The sequence below is a fragment of the Actinoplanes sp. NPDC026619 genome (assembly GCF_040638295.1).
Classification (GTDB): Bacteria; Actinomycetota; Actinomycetes; order Mycobacteriales; family Micromonosporaceae; genus Actinoplanes.
In genome coordinates this window covers 18,763-33,763 of sequence record NZ_JBEZYA010000043.1, presented here as the reverse complement: position 1 = coordinate 33,763, position 15,001 = coordinate 18,763, and the positions used below count along the sequence as shown (strand labels likewise).

Here is a 15,001-nt window from a genome sequence, read left to right as displayed (position 1 = left end):
CGATCAGCCGCGCTCGACCTTGGCCGCGATGACCTCGCGGGCCAGTTGGCGGTAGTTGCGCGCGCCCGAGGAGGCCGGGTCGAGCGTGGTGATCGGCGCGCCGGCCACGGTGGACTCCGGGAACTTGACCGTCTTGGTGATGACGGTCTGGTAGACCTTGTCGCCGAACGCCTCGACCACGCGCTGCAGCACCTGGCGGCAGTGGGTGGTGCGCGAGTCGTACATGGTGGCGAGGATGCCCTCGAGCTCGAGGTCGAAGTTGAGTCGCTCGCGCACCTTGTCGATGGTGTCGAGCAGCAGGGCCACGCCGCGGAGCGAGAAGAACTCGCACTCCAGCGGGACGAGCACGCCGTGCGCGATGGTCAGCGCGTTGATCGCCAGCAGGCCCAGCGAGGGCTGGCAGTCGATCAGGATGAAGTCGTATTCCTTGCGGACCGATCGCAGCGCCCGCGCCAGGGCCATCTCGCGGGCGACCTCGTTGACCAGCTGGATCTCGGCGGCCGACAGGTCGATGTTGGCGGGCAGCAGGTGCAGGCCGGCCACGTCGGTCTTGATGATCACGTCTTCGGTGGCGACGTCGTCCTGCATGAGCAGGTTGTAGATGCTCAGGTCGAGGTTGTGCGGGTTGACGCCGAGGCCGACCGAGCAGGCGCCCTGCGGGTCGAAGTCGACGAGCAGAACCTTGCGACCGTACTCAGCCAGGGCCGCGCCCAGGTTGATGGTCGTCGTGGTCTTGCCGACGCCACCCTTCTGGTTGGCGAGGGCGATGATCCGCGCCGGGCCGTGCCGATCGGTCGGCATGGGCTCGGGGATCGGACGGCGCATTGTGTACGCCGTGGGATCGGCGGGGCCGAGGTCGGCGCCCAGGTCCAACGAGGCCTGCTGCTCACGCAGTGTGGAGGTCCAAGCCTCCGCCCGTGAACCGTTGCCCGACATAGCCTCGCCCCCTCCCGACTCACCGCTCACCGCCGGAGCCGTCGCCCGACTGTACGCCACACGCGCCGCCTCGAAAGGGTGCCGGTCCGGCGTGTCGCCATCTATGGGTGCGCAGCGTCTAACGAGCCCGCGGGTGTGCGGTCGCGTACACCTCGCGAAGCCGGTCCACGGTGACCAGGGTGTACACCTGCGTGGTCGTCACCGACGCGTGCCCGAGAAGCTCCTGGACAACCCGCACGTCGGCGCCGCCGTCGAGCAGATGGGTGGCATAGGAGTGCCGCAACGTGTGCGGGCTCACGGCGTGTGGTCCCTCGACCGGCAGACCCACCGCCTCGGCCGCCCGGTGCAGGATCGTCCAGGCGCTCTGCCGCGACAGCCGGCCGCCGCGGGCGTTGAGGAAGACGGCGGGAGTGCCCTTGCCATTGGCGGCGAGCGCCGGTCTACCCCGTACCAAATAGGCATCGAGCGCGGCTTTCGCGTAATCGCCCACCGGGACCAGACGCGTGCGCCCGCCCTTGCCGTGCAGGATCGCGGCGGCATCGTCGCCGAGATCGAGATCGTCGATCGCCGCACCGACCGCCTCGGAGATCCGCGCCCCGGTTCCGTAGAGGAACTCCAGCAGCGCCCGGTCGCGCATGCCCAGCGGGGTGCCGTCGGCGACCGCGAGAAGCCGGGTGACCTGGTCGACGTCGAGGGCCTTCGGCAGGCGTTTGGGCGGGGCGGGCGGCTTGACCTCGGCCGCGACGTCCACCGCGACCAGTCCCTCCCGGACGGCGAAGCGGTGCAGGCCGCGCACCGCGCTCACCGCCCGGGCCGCGCTGGCCGGCGCCAGGCCGGCCTCGCGCAGCGTGGCGAGGTGCTCGGTGACGTCGGCAGCGCGTACCTCAGCAAGATCTTCCGTGGTCAGGAAGATGGCATATCTGTCGAGGTCGCGGCGGTAGGACGCGAGGGTGTTGATCGACAGCCCACGTTCGACCGCGAGATGATCGAGATAGGTGTCGATGGCACGTTGAACGCTCAGTTGAGCACCTCGGTTGTCGGCAGGGTCCGCATGCCGTGCGCCTCCGCCACCGGTCCATAGGTGACGTTTCCGTCGAACGTGTTCAAACCCAGAGCAAGCGCGGGGTCGGCCCGGAGGGCCTGGCGCCAGCCGAGGTTCGCCAATTCCAGAGCGTACGGGAGGGTGACGTTCGTCAGTGCGTAGGTGCTGGTGTGCGGCACGGCGCCGGGCATGTTGGCCACGCAGTAGAACATCGACTCGTGCACCCGGTAGACCGGGTCGGCGTGCGTGGTGGGTCGCGAGTCCTCGAAGCAGCCGCCCTGGTCGATCGCGATGTCGACCAGCACGCTGCCCGGCTTCATCCGGCTGACCAGCTCGTTGGAGATCAGATTCGGCGCCTTCGCGCCGGGGATCAGCACGGCGCCGATCACCAGGTCGGCGTCCACGACGGCTTTCTCGATCTCGTACGCGTTGGACGCGATCGTCTGCAGGTGACCTCGATAATCCGCGTCGGCGGCTCGCAGCCGGGCGATGTTGCGGTCGAGCACCAGCACCTCGGCCTGCATGCCGAGCGCGATGGCGGCCGCGTTCATCCCGGAGACGCCGGCCCCGATCACCACGACCTTGGCCGCGTAGACGCCGGGGACGCCGCCCATGAGCACGCCGCGGCCGCCGCCGGAGCGCATCAGGTGATAGGACCCGACCTGCGGGGCGAGTCGCCCGGCGACCTCGGACATCGGGGCGAGCAGCGGGAGCGACCGGTCCGGCAGCTCGACCGTCTCGTACGCGATGCCGGTGACCTTGCGGTCGACCAGGGCGTCGGTGCACTCCTTGGACGCGGCGAGGTGCAGGTAGGTGAACAGCACCTGCCCGGCGCGCATGCGCGGGTATTCCTCGGCGATAGGTTCCTTGACCTTGAGGATCAGGTCACCGGTCTGCCAGATCTCGTCGGCCGTGGCCAGGATGGTCGCGCCGGCCGACTGATAGTCGCCGTCCGTGATCGAGGACCCGGTGCCGGCGCCGGCCTGGACGAAGACCCGATGCCCCGCCCGGGTGAACTCGTAGACGCCCGCGGGCGTGATCGCGACCCGGAACTCGTTGTTCTTGATCTCGCTGGGGATGCCGACCTTCACGACAAGATCCGCCTTTCTCGACGCTGAGTGAGGCCCTTGGCCGAACATTACCCCGGCCTGACCTCGGGAAACGACCGTTTCGTCCGGTTCGAAGATTGTTCGCCTTCCACATAGGAACGGGCTTTAAGATCCTTGCCATGACCGCCCGGAGCACGCTGCTGACCGAGCCGCTGCGCGGCGTCCTCGAGCGGCTGCACGCGGCGGCGCTCGGCGACGACGACCTCGACATCGCCCCGCTCGGGCCGGAGGCGACCGCGCAGGAGCGGGCCGACGCGCTCGCGCCTGTCTTCCTGCCGATCTCGGCCGAGGGCGGCCGGCTGCTGCACAACCTGGTCCGATCGGCGCGACCGCAGCTGGTCGTCGAGTTCGGCACCTCGCACGGCATCTCCACGCTCTACCTGGCCGCCGCCGTCCGCGACAACGGGGTGGGCCGGGTGCTGACCACCGAGCTGAGCACGATCAAGGTCACCTCGGCCCGGGCGTCGTTCGTCGAGGCCGGCGTCGACGACCTGATCGAGGTGCGACCGGGCGACGCGCTCGAGACCCTGGCCGCGCTCGACGGACCGATCGGGCTGGTGCTGCTCGACGGCTGGAAGGGCCTCTACCTCCCGATGCTGCGGCTGCTCGAGCCGAAGCTGGCCGACGGCGCGCTGGTCGTCGCCGACGACACCAGTTTCGAGAGCCTCCTGCCCTATCTGGATTACGTGCGCGACCCGGCCGGCAGTTACGTCAGCGTGGGCTTCCCGGTCGAGGACGGCATGGAGATCAGTTGTTACTCCACCAGCCAGCGGCCCGACTGATCACGCCAGCCCTTGGCCAGCCGGCCGGGCGGGAACGGGCCGACCTGGCGCCGCGGCGGCAGGGTCGAATCGAGCTCGACCATGTAGGACGAGGCATTGTCGTTGTGTTCGACGGCGGCGATCCGGCCGTAATGCTGGAAGTTCAGGATGTAGGGATCCCGGTCGTACGGCGGCAGCACCGTCACCAGGTCCCCGACCTTGAATCCCTCACTCCGCGTGGTCACCTACAAAATGTAGTTGCACGGACCACTCGCCGTCGAGCCGCCGATCGGGCGTCTATTCACCCAAATTCCGCGTCGATTTGAATCGGTCCAGAACAGTCTTCGGAATAGCCCGTCCGGAAAATGCTCGCGGTAATGCGAAAGGGCCGGCTTGACCTCAACCAAGGTTGAGGTTGCAGAGTGCACGGCGTGAGCTTTTCGGAGAACGAGATCGCGTACCTCGGCGGCCAGCACCTCGGGCGGCTGGCCACCATGCGTCCGGACGGGACCCTGCAGAACAGCCCGGTCGGCTACCGCTACAACGCCGCTGCCCAGACCATCGACATCGCCGGCTTCAACATGGAACGCAGCCGCAAGTTCCGCAATGTGGCCGCCACCCACGAGGTCGCCTTCGTCGTCGACGATCTGCCGTCGGTGCAGCCGTGGCGGGTGCGGTGCCTGGAGATCAGGGGCACGGCCGAGGCGCTGGACTCCCCCACCGACTCGGCCTACGGCAATTCCGGACCGATCATCCGGATCCACCCGCGGCGAATCATCGCGTTCGGCCTCGACCAACCCGACACCGAACCGCACCAGCTGGTGCCGAACAGCCGCGACGTCCACTGATCAAGTCGGCGGTGCTCGCTACCATTGCGCGTGAATGCAGGCGGGAAGAACCGATGAACGCCCTCGTCATCGGGGACAGCGACGGCATCGGGGCCGCGCATGCCGGCCGCAAGCCGGGGTCACATTATCGGGCTCTCCAGCCTCGCCGACGCGGTGATCTCCGCCGAGGCGCCGGGCTACGCGGCATCGAAGGCCGGCCTGACCGCCTACCTGCTGGGTCTGGACGCCGCGCTGCGCCCGCGCGGCGTGGCGGTCACCACCGTCCGCTTCGGCTTCGTCGACACCAAGATGGCAAAGTCTCCGGTCACCCCGTTCAAGATCTCCCCGGACCAGGCCGTGGACGTGCTGATGCGCTGCATCCGCACCCGCCCGGCGATCGTCTCCTATCCGCGCCGCATGGCCGCCGTGACCGGCACGCTCGGCCCACTGCTGCGCGCCGGCGCCCGGTTACGCCGCTCACCTCAGCGCTGACCCGGCCGCCGCCGAGACGGTCGCGGTGAATGTGTAGGGCTCGCGGATCGGGACGCCGCCGGCGCCTGTGCTGCTCACCTGGGCGACCGTGGCTTGGTATGAGCCTGGTGGCAGGGAGGTGGACGGGGTCCAGACGAGGGTGCCCGGGGTGGGCTCCGTGGTCGTGCCGGCGATCGGCCCGGCGGGCCCGGTCAGCGTTATCGCGCCGGTGTAATCGGTGCCGGTGGTGGGCTGGACGTCGCGCTCGAAGCGCACCGTCACGGCGGCGGCAGTCACTGTGGTCGAGACGACCAGGGGGTCGCGCCAGTACTGGATCGCCAGGTGGTCGTCGGGGACGCCGGTGCCCCACGCCGTGGACGTGTCGTCGATCAGCATCGTCTGGGTTATGCCGCCGTCCACCGTGACTCCGCGGTTCACCGTGCCGGTGATCGAGCCCCAGTCCTCGACCGTCTCCCACGTGCCTCGGGTGTATTTGTACTGGATGTCGGTGCCGTCCAGCACGGTGATGGTGGACTCCCAGATGCCGTTGCCGCGGTTGGTCATCGCCAGCTTGCCCGGGTCCCACGGGCCGAGCAGGTCGATGTTGCCGGGCACGTAAAGGGTGGCGTCGGGCGGCGTGCCCGGTGGCGCCAGCACGCGGAACGTCACCGCGACCGGGCGGACGGGCACGGACAGCGCCGCGGGCGCTTCCACCGTGGTGCCGTCGGGGTTGCGGTAGGCGACCCGTGCGATCACGTTCGCCGTGCGCGGGGACGCCCCGGTGGGCGTGACGTCGTAGGTCACCGCGAACGTCGCGCCCGGGGCCAGCGAGGCCCGCGTCGTCGCGCTGCGCGGGGTGATGACCCAGCCAGTCGGGGTGGCGACGCTCGCCCGCAGATCGCGGATCGTGCCGGGGCCGGTGTTGTGGACGGTGGTGACCAGGCTGCTGGTGGCGCCGGACTGCAACCCGTCGGGCGCGGTGAAGGTGACGTCGACGGCGGGCTGCGGGGTCACGGCCAGTGGCTTGCCGTCGTGGGTGACGGTCACCGCCCGGCCGCTCGCGGTTGCCGGCACCTGCACCGTGAGCAGGTGTTTCGCGGCGTCGTAGGTGAAGTCGGCGCGGCGGCCGCCGGCGGTGACGGTGTGCGGGCGGCTCACGTCGGCGAACGCGACCGTGTAGTGCCGGGTCGTCGGCGCGCCCGGGTAGGTGCCCGCGACCGGGCCGACCGTCAGGGACGGGGCCCGGCCCTCGGTGTAGCGGGCCGGAATCTGCGCGAACTGGCCGGTGCGGTAGCCGAGGCCGTCGCCGGCGTCCTCGTAGACCCGGGTGGCGCCGGTCGCGTGCGGGTAGGCGGTGAGGGTGAGCCGGTCTTTCGCCTGGCCGGCCACGTTGGTGTCGCCGGGCCGCTGGGCGATGATGCCGCCGGCCCGCACGTAGACCGGCATGTGGTCGGGACTGACGCCGACCGTGCGGGTCGCCGGGCCGCGGAAGGTGGCGCCGGTGAAGAAGTCGGTCCAGGTGCCGGGCGGGAACCAGACCGGGGCGGTGGTGGCCAGGCCGGGCGTGGTGACCGGCGCGACCAGCAGCGAGTCGCCGAGCAGGTATTGGGTGTCGTGCTTGTATGCCTCGTCCTGCTCCGGCCACTGCAGGTAGAGGGCGCGGGACATCGGCAGGCCGGTGTCGTAGCTCTGCCGGGCGGCCGTGTACAGATACGGCACCAGCGACTCGCGCAGCCGCAGGAAGTCGGCGGCCGGGCCGGCGACCGCGTCCGAGTATTCCCAGGGCAGCCGGTCGCCGTGGTCGGAGTGCAGCCGCAGGATCGGCTGGAACGCGCCCAGTTGCACCCAGCGCAGGTAGAGGTCGTCGGGCAGGTGCTTGCCGGCGAAGCTGCCGATGTCGTGGCTGACGTAGGACATGCCGATGCTGCCCTCGGCCGGCGTCATCTTCGCCGCAACGCCCAGGGTCGTCCAGTCGGGGCGGGTGTCTCCGGTGAAGTGGACGGTGCTGCGATGCTCGGCCCACGGCCCGGAGGCACCGGGCGTGGTGTAGTCCGGGAACGACGCCCCGATCCGGGCGAGCGAGAAGCCGCGCTGCCCGCGGGCGTCGCCATTGCGCTTATAAAGCTCGTTGACCCAGCTGTCCGCGGTGACGCCCGGGGTGCTGACCGTGCTGTCGTCGCAGCAGTAGTCGAGCCACCACTGCTGCACGCCCTGGTCCTCAAACGGTTTGTGCAAAAGCGAATAGGCGGCGGCCTGGTCGGCGTCACCCCAGTCGAAGCGGAACGGGTTCGGCGCGAAGCTGCTCGCGGCCGGGGCCAGCTTGCCCTTGGCGGTGGCCTGCGCGGCGGCGAACTGCGGATCGTCCCCGCTGATCGCGGCGTGCACGTTCAGCGTGGTGTTGATGCCCTGCTTCTTCAGCTCGGCCAGGAACGCGGCCGGGTCGGGGAACAGCGCCGGGTTCCAGTTCCACCCGGCCCACTGGTTCGGCGACTTCCAGTCGGTGTCGACCACCAGCGAGTCGAGCGGCACCCGGTGCTCCCGAAAGGCGGGCAGCAGCTGGTCGCGGTAATCGGCGGTGCTGTACGCCTGGTATTTCGAGAACCAGGTGCCGAAGGCCCACTCCGGCGGTAGCAGCGACGGGCCGGTGAGGGTGCGCAGGTCGGCCAGGCCGCGCTGGTAGTCGTGGCCGTAACCGAAGAGGTAGCCGTCTTGGTAGGGGTCGCTGCGGGCGGGCCGCGCGGCCACCCAGTCGTCGCCGGTGCGGACGGCCGTCGCGGTGTCGTCCAGCAAATACCACCCCGAGCGGTTGAGCATGCCGGGGTGCAGGGCGATCTGGTCGGCCGGGCCGGCCTGGCCGCCGTAGAAGTCGAGCCCGCGGTACCACCCGCCGAGCGCGTCGGCGCGCGCCGGGGAGCCGAACGCCGGGTGCACGCTGGTGCGGCGGCCGGCCACGGTGAGGTCGAGGGTGGTGTTGGACTCGGTGACCGGGCCGCTGTCGAGGCGGTAGTGCAGGGTGACGGCGCTGGTCTCGACGCGGAGCTCGCCGCCGGCGGTGCTCGCACGGAACCAGGTGCGGCCCGGGGAACGGTCGACGGCGGTGAAGGTCGCGCGGTTTTCGAAGACGTCGTCCGACGCGTACTCAAGCCGGAGCAGCGTCGGGCCCAGAACCTGGACGCGCAGATGGCCGGAACGGATCTCCTGGCCCCTGATCTGCGCCGCGGGCGACGCGCCCAGCGCGGCGACAGGCGTGCCGACGAACCCGAGAAGCATGACCAGCACAGCAGCAACGCGTCGCAACATGACGGCCCCCGATCGGTGACGTGCTCGTCACACAGTGGAGTCTCCCCCGGGAGGAGAGTCAATAGGGCGGCGTCGATGTTGCCCGAACGCCCGGCCCTCGAGAGGGCCGGGCGCGAGGCGTCAGTTGGAGACGGTGGCCAGGCGGGTCTTCAGGCCCTGGCCGTAGTTGGTCGCGGTGCCGTTGTGGTCGCTGATCAGCGACGGGCCGCTCGAGCAGTCCCAGGTGTTCCAGGTCCAGCCGAGGTAGCCGATGCCGTGCGCGTCGGCCCAGTCCATCAGGCCGTCGACGAAGCCGTGGGCGCAGTCGTTCTCACCGATCTCGGAGAGCGTGACCGGCACCTGCGCCGCCGTGGTGGCGATCTGGCTGTCCCAGCAGGACGTGGTCGAGCAGGTGTTGAAGTTGTAGATGTGGGCGAAGGCCGACAGGTTGTTCAGCGGGTCGGTCGGCTTGTAGGTCAGCCACTGGCTCAGGTTGTTCGAGTAGGCCAGGCCGCCGATCATGATGACGTTGGTGGCGCCGGTCGCGCGGACCGTGTTCACCAGCGACTGGAAGCCGGCCACCTGGTAGGTGATGCCGGTGCAGGTGCCGCCGTCACGCCAGCACTTCCAGCCGGACGTGTCGTCGCCGGTCGCGCGCTCCGGGTAGGGCTCGTTGAACAGGTCGAGGATGACCGCGTCGTTGCCCTTGAACGCGTTGGCGACGCCGGTCCAGAACGACGGGGCGTACTGCGCGTCGGGCATCGGCTTCTGGCAGGTCGCCTTGACGTCACTGCAGCCGGACGAGGTGCCGGTGTAGAGGCCGTAGCTCCAGTGCATCTCGACGATCGGCGTGATCCCGTTCTGGATCAGCAGATTGACGTACGCCTTGACCTCGTTCTGATACGCGGTGCCGCCGTAGGCCGCCGGGACGTCGGCGGTGCCCAGCCAGCACTCCTCGTTCAGCGGAACCCGCACCGCGCGGATCTTCCAGGTGCGCATCGCGGTGATCGAGGCCTGGTCCATCGGGCCGTCCCAGAAGCCGTTGCCCTGGATGCAGGCGAACTCGCCACCGGAGCGGTTGACGCCGTAGAGCTTCACGGTCTGCCCGGACGCGTTGACCAGCTTGTTCCCGGAGACCTTGAGCGCCGGGGCGGCACCGGTGGCAGGCGGAGCGGTGGTCGGAACAGCGGTAGTCGGGGCGGTAGTCGGCGGCGTGGTCGCCGAGACACCGCCGGTGCATGCCACTCCATTGAGGGTGAACGCGGCCGGCACCGGGTTGTTGCCACTCCACGACCCGATGAAACCGACCGAGGTGGTCGCGCTGGTGCCGAGCGACCCGTTCCAGGCCGCGTTGGTCACGGTCACGTGGGCGGCGGACTGCGCGAACACGCCGCCCCACGACTGGGTGACTTTTTGCGTCGTGGTCGGGAAGTCGAAGCCGAGCGACCAGGACGAGATCGCGTCGCCGAGGTTGGTGATCGCGATGTCGCCCTGGAACCCGCCCTGCCACGAGCCGGTGACCTTATAGGCGACGGAACAGCCGGTGGTGGCCGCGGACGCCGGGGATAAGGTCACGGCGAATGCCCCGGCCACGGCCAGTGAAGCGGCCGCGGCCAGGGACAACGTGCGTAGTCGCATGGGGATGCCAATCGACGGGGGACGATTTGGGAGCGCTCCCAGATTCGTCCACCCACGACATCGTTGTCAAGCCTCTTGTCGGACCCGGGGCATAGCGTGGGGGCATGGCTGATTCAGTTCTCTCCCGCCCCGGCGCCGACCTGGCCTATGAGATCGCCGGCGACGGCCCGATCCTCGGCTATTCGCACGGCATCTTCTTCAGCCGAGCCGCCGAGGATGAGGTCGGCCTGCTCGACTGGTCGCCGATCACGAGCAAACACCGCCTTGTTCGGTACGACGCTCGCGCCCACGGCCGATCCACCGGCTCACCCGACTCGGAGCAATACCGGTGGCCGAGCCTCGCCGACGACCTGATCGCCCTGGCCGACGAGGTGCGCGGCGGCGAGCCGGTCGACTGGGCCGGCGAGTCGATGGGCACCGGCACCCTGCTCTGGGCCGCGACGAAGGCGCCCGACCGCTTCCACCGGCTGATCCTGATGATCCCGCCGACCACCGGGCCGACCAGGGTGGCCGCCGCCACGATGTATTCGTCGGGCGCCGACCAGGTGGAGAGAGACGGCAAGGCCGCCTGGGTCGCCGGCCTGCAGCAGGTGCCGGTGCCGGAGATCTTCGCCGACGTGCCGGACTATCGCTACGACGCCGACGTGCCCGAGCCGCTGCTGCCTTCGCTGCTGCGCGGCGCCGCTGCCGCCGACCTGCCGCCGGCCGAGGCGATCGCCGCCCTGCCCCACCGCACCCTGATCCTGGCCTGGGAGACCGACCCGATCCACCCGGTCTCGACCGCGGAGTTCCTGGTCCGCACCCTGCCGGAGGCTTACTTGCACGTCTCGTCCACCTCGGCGGGCGTGCGCACCTGGCCCGAGCGGATCGCCGCGTTCCTGGAGGAGTGAATTCGAAAGCTATGAATCGGCTGGGATGGTTGCTCAGAAGTTCTTCGATGCGGCGCATGGGAGGACGCGGCACGCACGGCCGGCATTTCGCAGCGCATTGCGGAATGCCGGCCTTCAAACTTCAGGAGTACGGGTCAGCACCGGTCCCGCCTCCCCGGTGACGCCGGGTGCGGCTCACCCTCCGCGCGCCACCGCCGGGCGGGCCCGGGACAAGACCACGACCCCCGCCTCGCGAAGCCGGCCGAGCTCGGGATGGTCGTCAGCGACGTCGGTGACGACCCCGGCCACCTCGGCCAACCCGAGCACCGCGAACGGCGAGGCGGCCCCGATCTTCTCCGCGCTGGCCAGCACGTAGGTCTCGGCGGCCCGGGAGGCGAGAGTCCGCTTCATGGCGGCCTCATCGGGATCGCCGGTGGTGAGGCCGGCCCGGTGATGAACACCGGTCACGCCCAGCAGGAACACGTCCGCGGTGATCCGGGCGGCGGCCTCGGCGGTCGCCGCGCCGCAGGCCACCGCCGAGTGCTTGAAAAGCCGCCCGCCCAGCACGTAGACGTCGACCGTGGGGTGGGCGACCAGGGCGGCCGCGACCGTCGGGCTGTGCGTGACGATCGTCGCGCAGAGATCCGCCGGCAGGGCCGCGACCACCGCGAGGGCGGTGGTGCCACCGTCGAGGATGGCGGTGCCACCGGCCGGGATCAGCGTCGCGGCGATCGCGGCCACCCGACCCTTGCTGTCGGCGGCCACCGTGGTGCGGGTGGCGTAGTCGGCGGCCGCGGCCGCCGACGGCAGGGCCCCGCCGTAGACCCGCTGGCACAGCCCGGCGGCGGCCATCTCGCGCAGGTCGCGGCGGATGTTGTCCTCGGCCACCCCGATCTCGGCGGCGATGTCCTTGGCCACCACCTTGCCCCCGGAACGCAGCCGGGCCAGCAGGAAGTCGCGCCGCTCGGCGGCAAGCATTACGTGTTTCTCCTTGCTGTTGTCGACTCTTGCGTGTTTCGGAGTGTACGGTGCCGATCATGACAACACCAGGTATCGACGTGCCCGATGCACGCGGGCGCACCGGCCTCGACCGGGCCGGCCGTGAGCTGACCGGCAATCCGGATGTCGTGGTCCGCGACGTCGAGCTGCTCGCCACCGCCTGGCACGTGCTGCGCCGCACCACCTACGACTACCGGCAGCGGGACGGGAGCTGGTCACGCCAGCAGCGGGAGACCTACGACCGCGGCGACGGAGCGACCATCCTGCTCTACGACGCTGATCGGCGCACGGTGCTGCTGACCAGGCAGTTCCGCTATCCGGCCTATGTGAACGGACATCCGGACGGGATGCTCGTCGAGGCCGCGGCCGGGCTGCTGGACGACGACGACCCGGCCAGCGCGATCCGCCGGGAGACCGCCGAGGAGCTGGGCGTGACCGTCGGTGAGCTGCAGGAGGTCTTCAAGATCTGGATGAGCCCGGGTTCGGTCACCGAGCGGCTGCACTTCTACGCCGCGCCCTACACGCCGGCCGACTGCACGGGCGACGGCGGCGGCGTCGCGGCCGAGGGTGAGGACATCGAGTCGGTCGAGCTGCCGTTCGACGAAGCGCTGGACGCGATCGCCGACGGCAGCATCGCCGACGCGAAGACCGTCATGCTGCTGCAGTGGGCCGCCTTGAGCGGCCCCTTCAGGAAGTAACGGGGCGCAGCGTCGCCCAGCCCTCGTCACGGGCCCGGGCCGCCGCGAACAGACCGCCGACCGCCGCCGCGTTGGTGATGTCGCCGCGGAAGATCATGGCGACCGCCTCGTCGAGATCGAACCAGTGCAGCTCGATGTCGGCCTCCTCGTCGGTGCGGCTGTGCCGCTCCGACTCCGGAACCGCGGTCAGGTCGCGGGCCAGGAAGAGCCGGATCGACTCGTCCGTGAAGCCCGGCGACGTGTGCAGATCGATCAGCTGGTCCCAGCGGCCGGCCCGCAGGTCGGCCTCCTCGGCCAGCTCACGCCGGGCGCCCACGACCAAGTCCTCGCCGGCCACGTCCCGCAGACCGGCCGGCAGCTCCCACAGGCGCGCGCCGACGGCATGACGGTACTGGCAGATCAGCGCGACCCGGCCCACGTCGTCGAGCGCGACCACGCCGACCGCGCCCTTGGCCTGCACGATGTCGCGGGTGACGGTGTTCCCGCCGGACATCGTCACCCGATCGGTGAAGACCTCGAAGATCGGCCCGGAATACCGCGAGTCGCGGGAGACGGTCTCGTGCACGAACGCGGTCACGGGGCCTCCACCGGCAGCTCGTCCGCCGCCGCGTACTCGACGGCGGCCTTGACCAGGCCGTCGAACAGCGGGTGCGCCCGGGTCGGGCGGCTCTTCAGCTCGGGGTGCGCCTGGGTGGCCACGAAGTACGGATGCGCGTCGCGGGCCAGCTCGATGAACTCGACCAGGCGGCCGTCCGGCGAGGTGCCGGAGAAGACCAGGCCGGCCTGGGCGAGCTTGTCCCGGTAGTCGTTGTTGACCTCGTACCGGTGGCGGTGCCGCTCGGAGATCTCGGTCGCCCCGTCGTAGACGCCGGACACCACCGACCCCTCGGTCAGGACGGCCGGGTAGGCGCCGAGCCGCATGGTGCCGCCCAGGTCGCCCTTGCCGGCGACGATGTCCTGCTGGTCGGCCATCGTGGAGATCACCGGATAGGCGGCGCGCTCGTCGAACTCCAGCGAGTTGGCCCCGGTGAGCCCGGCCATGTTGCGGGCCGCGTCGATGGTCATGCACTGCAGACCGAGGCACAGGCCGAGGATCGGGATCTGGTTCTCCCGGGCGTACCGGGAAGTGTTGACCTTGCCCTCGATGCCGCGGACACCGAACCCACCGGGAATGACGATGCCGTCGACGCCCTTCAGGGCGGCGGCCGCGCCGGCCGTGGTCTCGCAGTCGTCGCTCGGCACCCAGCGCAGCTGGATCTTGACGTTGTTGGCGAAGCCGGCAGCGCGGATCGCCTCGCTCACCGAGAGGTACGCATCGGGCAGGTCGACGTATTTGCCGACCAGCGCGACCGTGATGGTGCGCTTCGGGTGGTGCACCCGGTGCAGCAGGTCGTCCCAGGTCGCCCAGTCGACATCACGGAAGGAAAGGCCGAGACGGCGCACGACGTACGCGTCGAGACCCTCGCGATGCAGCACCTTGGGAATGTCGTAGATGCTCGGCGCGTCCGGGCAGGCGATGACGGCCTCGCGGTCGACGTCGCAGTAGAGCGCCAGCTTGTGCTTGAGCTTCTCGGGCAGCACCCGGTCGCTGCGGCAGATCAGCGCGTCCGGCTGGATGCCGATGTTGCGCAGTGCCGCCACCGAGTGCTGGGTCGGCTTGGTCTTCAGCTCGCCGGACGGCGCCAGGTAGGGCACCAGCGATACGTGCAGGTAGAAGACATGATCGCGGCCGACCTCGTGCCGGACCTGCCGGATGGCTTCGAGGAACGGCAGCGACTCCATGTCGCCGACCGTGCCGCCGACCTCGGTGATCACCACGTCCGGGACCCGGCCGGACTCGTCCGGGTCGGCCATCGCGAAGATCCGGCTCTTGATCTCGTTCGTGATGTGCGGGATGACCTGAACGGTGTCGCCCAGGTATTCGCCGCGGCGCTCCCGCGCGATGACCGCCGAGTAGACCTGCCCGGTCGTCACGTTCGCCTTGCCGGACAGCGACCGGTCGAGGAATCGCTCGTAGTGACCGACGTCGAGGTCGGTCTCCGCGCCGTCCTCGGTGACGAACACCTCACCGTGCTGGAAAGGGTTCATCGTGCCGGGGTCGACGTTCAGGTAGGGGTCGAGCTTCTGCATGACGACCCGCAGTCCGCGCGCGGTCAGAAGATTGCCGAGGCTGGAGGCGGTGAGGCCCTTGCCCAGCGAGGAGGCAACGCCCCCGGTGACGAAGATGTGCCGCGTGTCGCGCACTGATGAGGCCAACGCCCGCTCCCGTGGGTTGTCTGTAGATCCGACATGCAGACCGGGGTTGTGAGCCCCATCCACGGGAGTTCACCGTAACACCTGCTGACGGGAGCGCACGTTCGGGCTGGTCGCGG

13 protein-coding genes and 1 pseudogene are annotated in these 15,001 nt (G+C 70.0%); 5 read left to right on the top strand and 9 right to left on the bottom strand.

Features of this window, described 5'->3' with window-relative positions; all coding sequences use genetic code 11:
• Window positions 1-3: 3 nt before the first annotated feature.
• The 3 genes from AB0E90_RS47625 to ald form a co-directional block, all read right to left on the bottom strand.
• The gene (locus tag AB0E90_RS47625) at window positions 4-936 is read right to left on the bottom strand and encodes an AAA family ATPase (RefSeq protein ID WP_360419662.1); all 933 of its coding nucleotides are present in this window, start codon (window positions 934-936) and stop codon (window positions 4-6) included.
• A 118-nt stretch (window positions 937-1,054) separates the two neighbouring features.
• Window positions 1,055-1,957: a site-specific tyrosine recombinase XerD gene (locus AB0E90_RS47620; protein WP_360419722.1), complete on the bottom strand. Its 903-nt coding sequence runs from the start codon at window positions 1,955-1,957 to the stop codon at window positions 1,055-1,057.
• Window positions 1,954-3,069, bottom strand: coding sequence for an alanine dehydrogenase (ald, locus tag AB0E90_RS47615; protein ID WP_360419659.1), 1,116 nt, complete (start codon window positions 3,067-3,069; stop codon window positions 1,954-1,956). Before ald ends, AB0E90_RS47620 begins: the two co-directional genes overlap by 4 nt.
• A 137-nt stretch (window positions 3,070-3,206) precedes the next feature.
• Between ald and AB0E90_RS47610 the strand changes: the two genes are divergently transcribed.
• On the top strand, window positions 3,207-3,869 hold the full coding sequence (locus tag AB0E90_RS47610; RefSeq protein ID WP_360419657.1) for a class I SAM-dependent methyltransferase: 663 nt from the start codon (window positions 3,207-3,209) through the stop codon (window positions 3,867-3,869).
• On the opposite strand, the gene AB0E90_RS47605 is transcribed toward AB0E90_RS47610, so the two are convergent.
• The gene (locus AB0E90_RS47605) at window positions 3,842-4,093 is read right to left on the bottom strand and encodes a hypothetical protein (RefSeq protein ID WP_360419655.1); all 252 of its coding nucleotides are present in this window, start codon (window positions 4,091-4,093) and stop codon (window positions 3,842-3,844) included. The two genes, AB0E90_RS47610 and AB0E90_RS47605, sit on opposite strands and share 28 nt — an antisense overlap.
• A gap of 186 nt (window positions 4,094-4,279) precedes the next feature.
• Between AB0E90_RS47605 and AB0E90_RS47600 the strand changes: the two genes are divergently transcribed.
• The gene (locus tag AB0E90_RS47600) at window positions 4,280-4,696 is read left to right on the top strand and encodes a PPOX class F420-dependent oxidoreductase (protein ID WP_360419653.1); all 417 of its coding nucleotides are present in this window, start codon (window positions 4,280-4,282) and stop codon (window positions 4,694-4,696) included.
• Window positions 4,697-4,789: 93 nt separating this feature from the next.
• Window positions 4,790-5,167 (top strand): annotated as a pseudogene (locus tag AB0E90_RS47595) (SDR family NAD(P)-dependent oxidoreductase); the annotation flags it as partial.
• Here AB0E90_RS47595 and AB0E90_RS47590 read toward each other — a convergent pair.
• Both AB0E90_RS47590 and AB0E90_RS47585 read right to left on the bottom strand, forming a co-directional pair.
• Window positions 5,153-8,446 (bottom strand): TIM-barrel domain-containing protein, encoded by a 3,294-nt coding sequence (locus AB0E90_RS47590; RefSeq protein ID WP_360419651.1) that lies wholly within the window; start codon window positions 8,444-8,446, stop codon window positions 5,153-5,155. The pseudogene AB0E90_RS47595 and the gene AB0E90_RS47590 sit on opposite strands and share 15 nt — an antisense overlap.
• A 120-nt stretch (window positions 8,447-8,566) precedes the next feature.
• Window positions 8,567-10,063 (bottom strand): cellulase family glycosylhydrolase, encoded by a 1,497-nt coding sequence (locus AB0E90_RS47585; RefSeq protein WP_360419649.1) that lies wholly within the window; start codon window positions 10,061-10,063, stop codon window positions 8,567-8,569.
• Window positions 10,064-10,167: 104 nt separating this feature from the next.
• On the opposite strand from AB0E90_RS47585, the gene AB0E90_RS47580 reads away from it, so the two are divergent.
• Window positions 10,168-10,953, top strand: coding sequence for an alpha/beta hydrolase (locus tag AB0E90_RS47580; protein WP_360419647.1), 786 nt, complete (start codon window positions 10,168-10,170; stop codon window positions 10,951-10,953).
• Between the two features lie 174 nt (window positions 10,954-11,127).
• Here the strand turns inward: AB0E90_RS47580 and AB0E90_RS47575 are convergent, their stop codons facing one another.
• Window positions 11,128-11,910, bottom strand: coding sequence for a DeoR/GlpR family DNA-binding transcription regulator (locus AB0E90_RS47575; RefSeq protein WP_360419645.1), 783 nt, complete (start codon window positions 11,908-11,910; stop codon window positions 11,128-11,130).
• Window positions 11,911-11,969: 59 nt separating this feature from the next.
• Between AB0E90_RS47575 and AB0E90_RS47570 the strand changes: the two genes are divergently transcribed.
• On the top strand, window positions 11,970-12,629 hold the full coding sequence (locus AB0E90_RS47570; RefSeq protein WP_360419643.1) for an NUDIX domain-containing protein: 660 nt from the start codon (window positions 11,970-11,972) through the stop codon (window positions 12,627-12,629).
• Here the strand turns inward: AB0E90_RS47570 and AB0E90_RS47565 are convergent.
• Together AB0E90_RS47565 and AB0E90_RS47560 are read right to left on the bottom strand one after the other, a co-directional pair.
• Window positions 12,619-13,206 (bottom strand): NUDIX hydrolase, encoded by a 588-nt coding sequence (locus AB0E90_RS47565; protein WP_360419641.1) that lies wholly within the window; start codon window positions 13,204-13,206, stop codon window positions 12,619-12,621. The genes AB0E90_RS47570 and AB0E90_RS47565 overlap by 11 nt on opposite strands.
• The gene (locus tag AB0E90_RS47560; RefSeq protein ID WP_360419639.1) at window positions 13,203-14,885 is read right to left on the bottom strand and encodes a CTP synthase; all 1,683 of its coding nucleotides are present in this window, start codon (window positions 14,883-14,885) and stop codon (window positions 13,203-13,205) included. The genes AB0E90_RS47565 and AB0E90_RS47560 overlap by 4 nt, the downstream gene beginning before the upstream one ends.
• Between the last annotated feature and the right edge of the window lie 116 nt (window positions 14,886-15,001).

Coding starts and splice junctions, on each gene's coding strand:
- AB0E90_RS47585 (WP_360419649.1), bottom strand. CDS start 10,063: ATGCGACTACGCACGTTGTCCCTGGCCGCGGCCGCTTCACTGGCCGTG.
- AB0E90_RS47590 (WP_360419651.1), bottom strand. CDS start 8,446: ATGTTGCGACGCGTTGCTGCTGTGCTGGTCATGCTTCTCGGGTTCGTC.
- AB0E90_RS47625 (WP_360419662.1), bottom strand. CDS start 936: ATGTCGGGCAACGGTTCACGGGCGGAGGCTTGGACCTCCACACTGCGT.
- AB0E90_RS47575 (WP_360419645.1), bottom strand. CDS start 11,910: ATGCTTGCCGCCGAGCGGCGCGACTTCCTGCTGGCCCGGCTGCGTTCC.
- AB0E90_RS47610 (WP_360419657.1), top strand. CDS start 3,207: ATGACCGCCCGGAGCACGCTGCTGACCGAGCCGCTGCGCGGCGTCCTC.
- AB0E90_RS47570 (WP_360419643.1), top strand. CDS start 11,970: ATGACAACACCAGGTATCGACGTGCCCGATGCACGCGGGCGCACCGGC.
- AB0E90_RS47580 (WP_360419647.1), top strand. CDS start 10,168: ATGGCTGATTCAGTTCTCTCCCGCCCCGGCGCCGACCTGGCCTATGAG.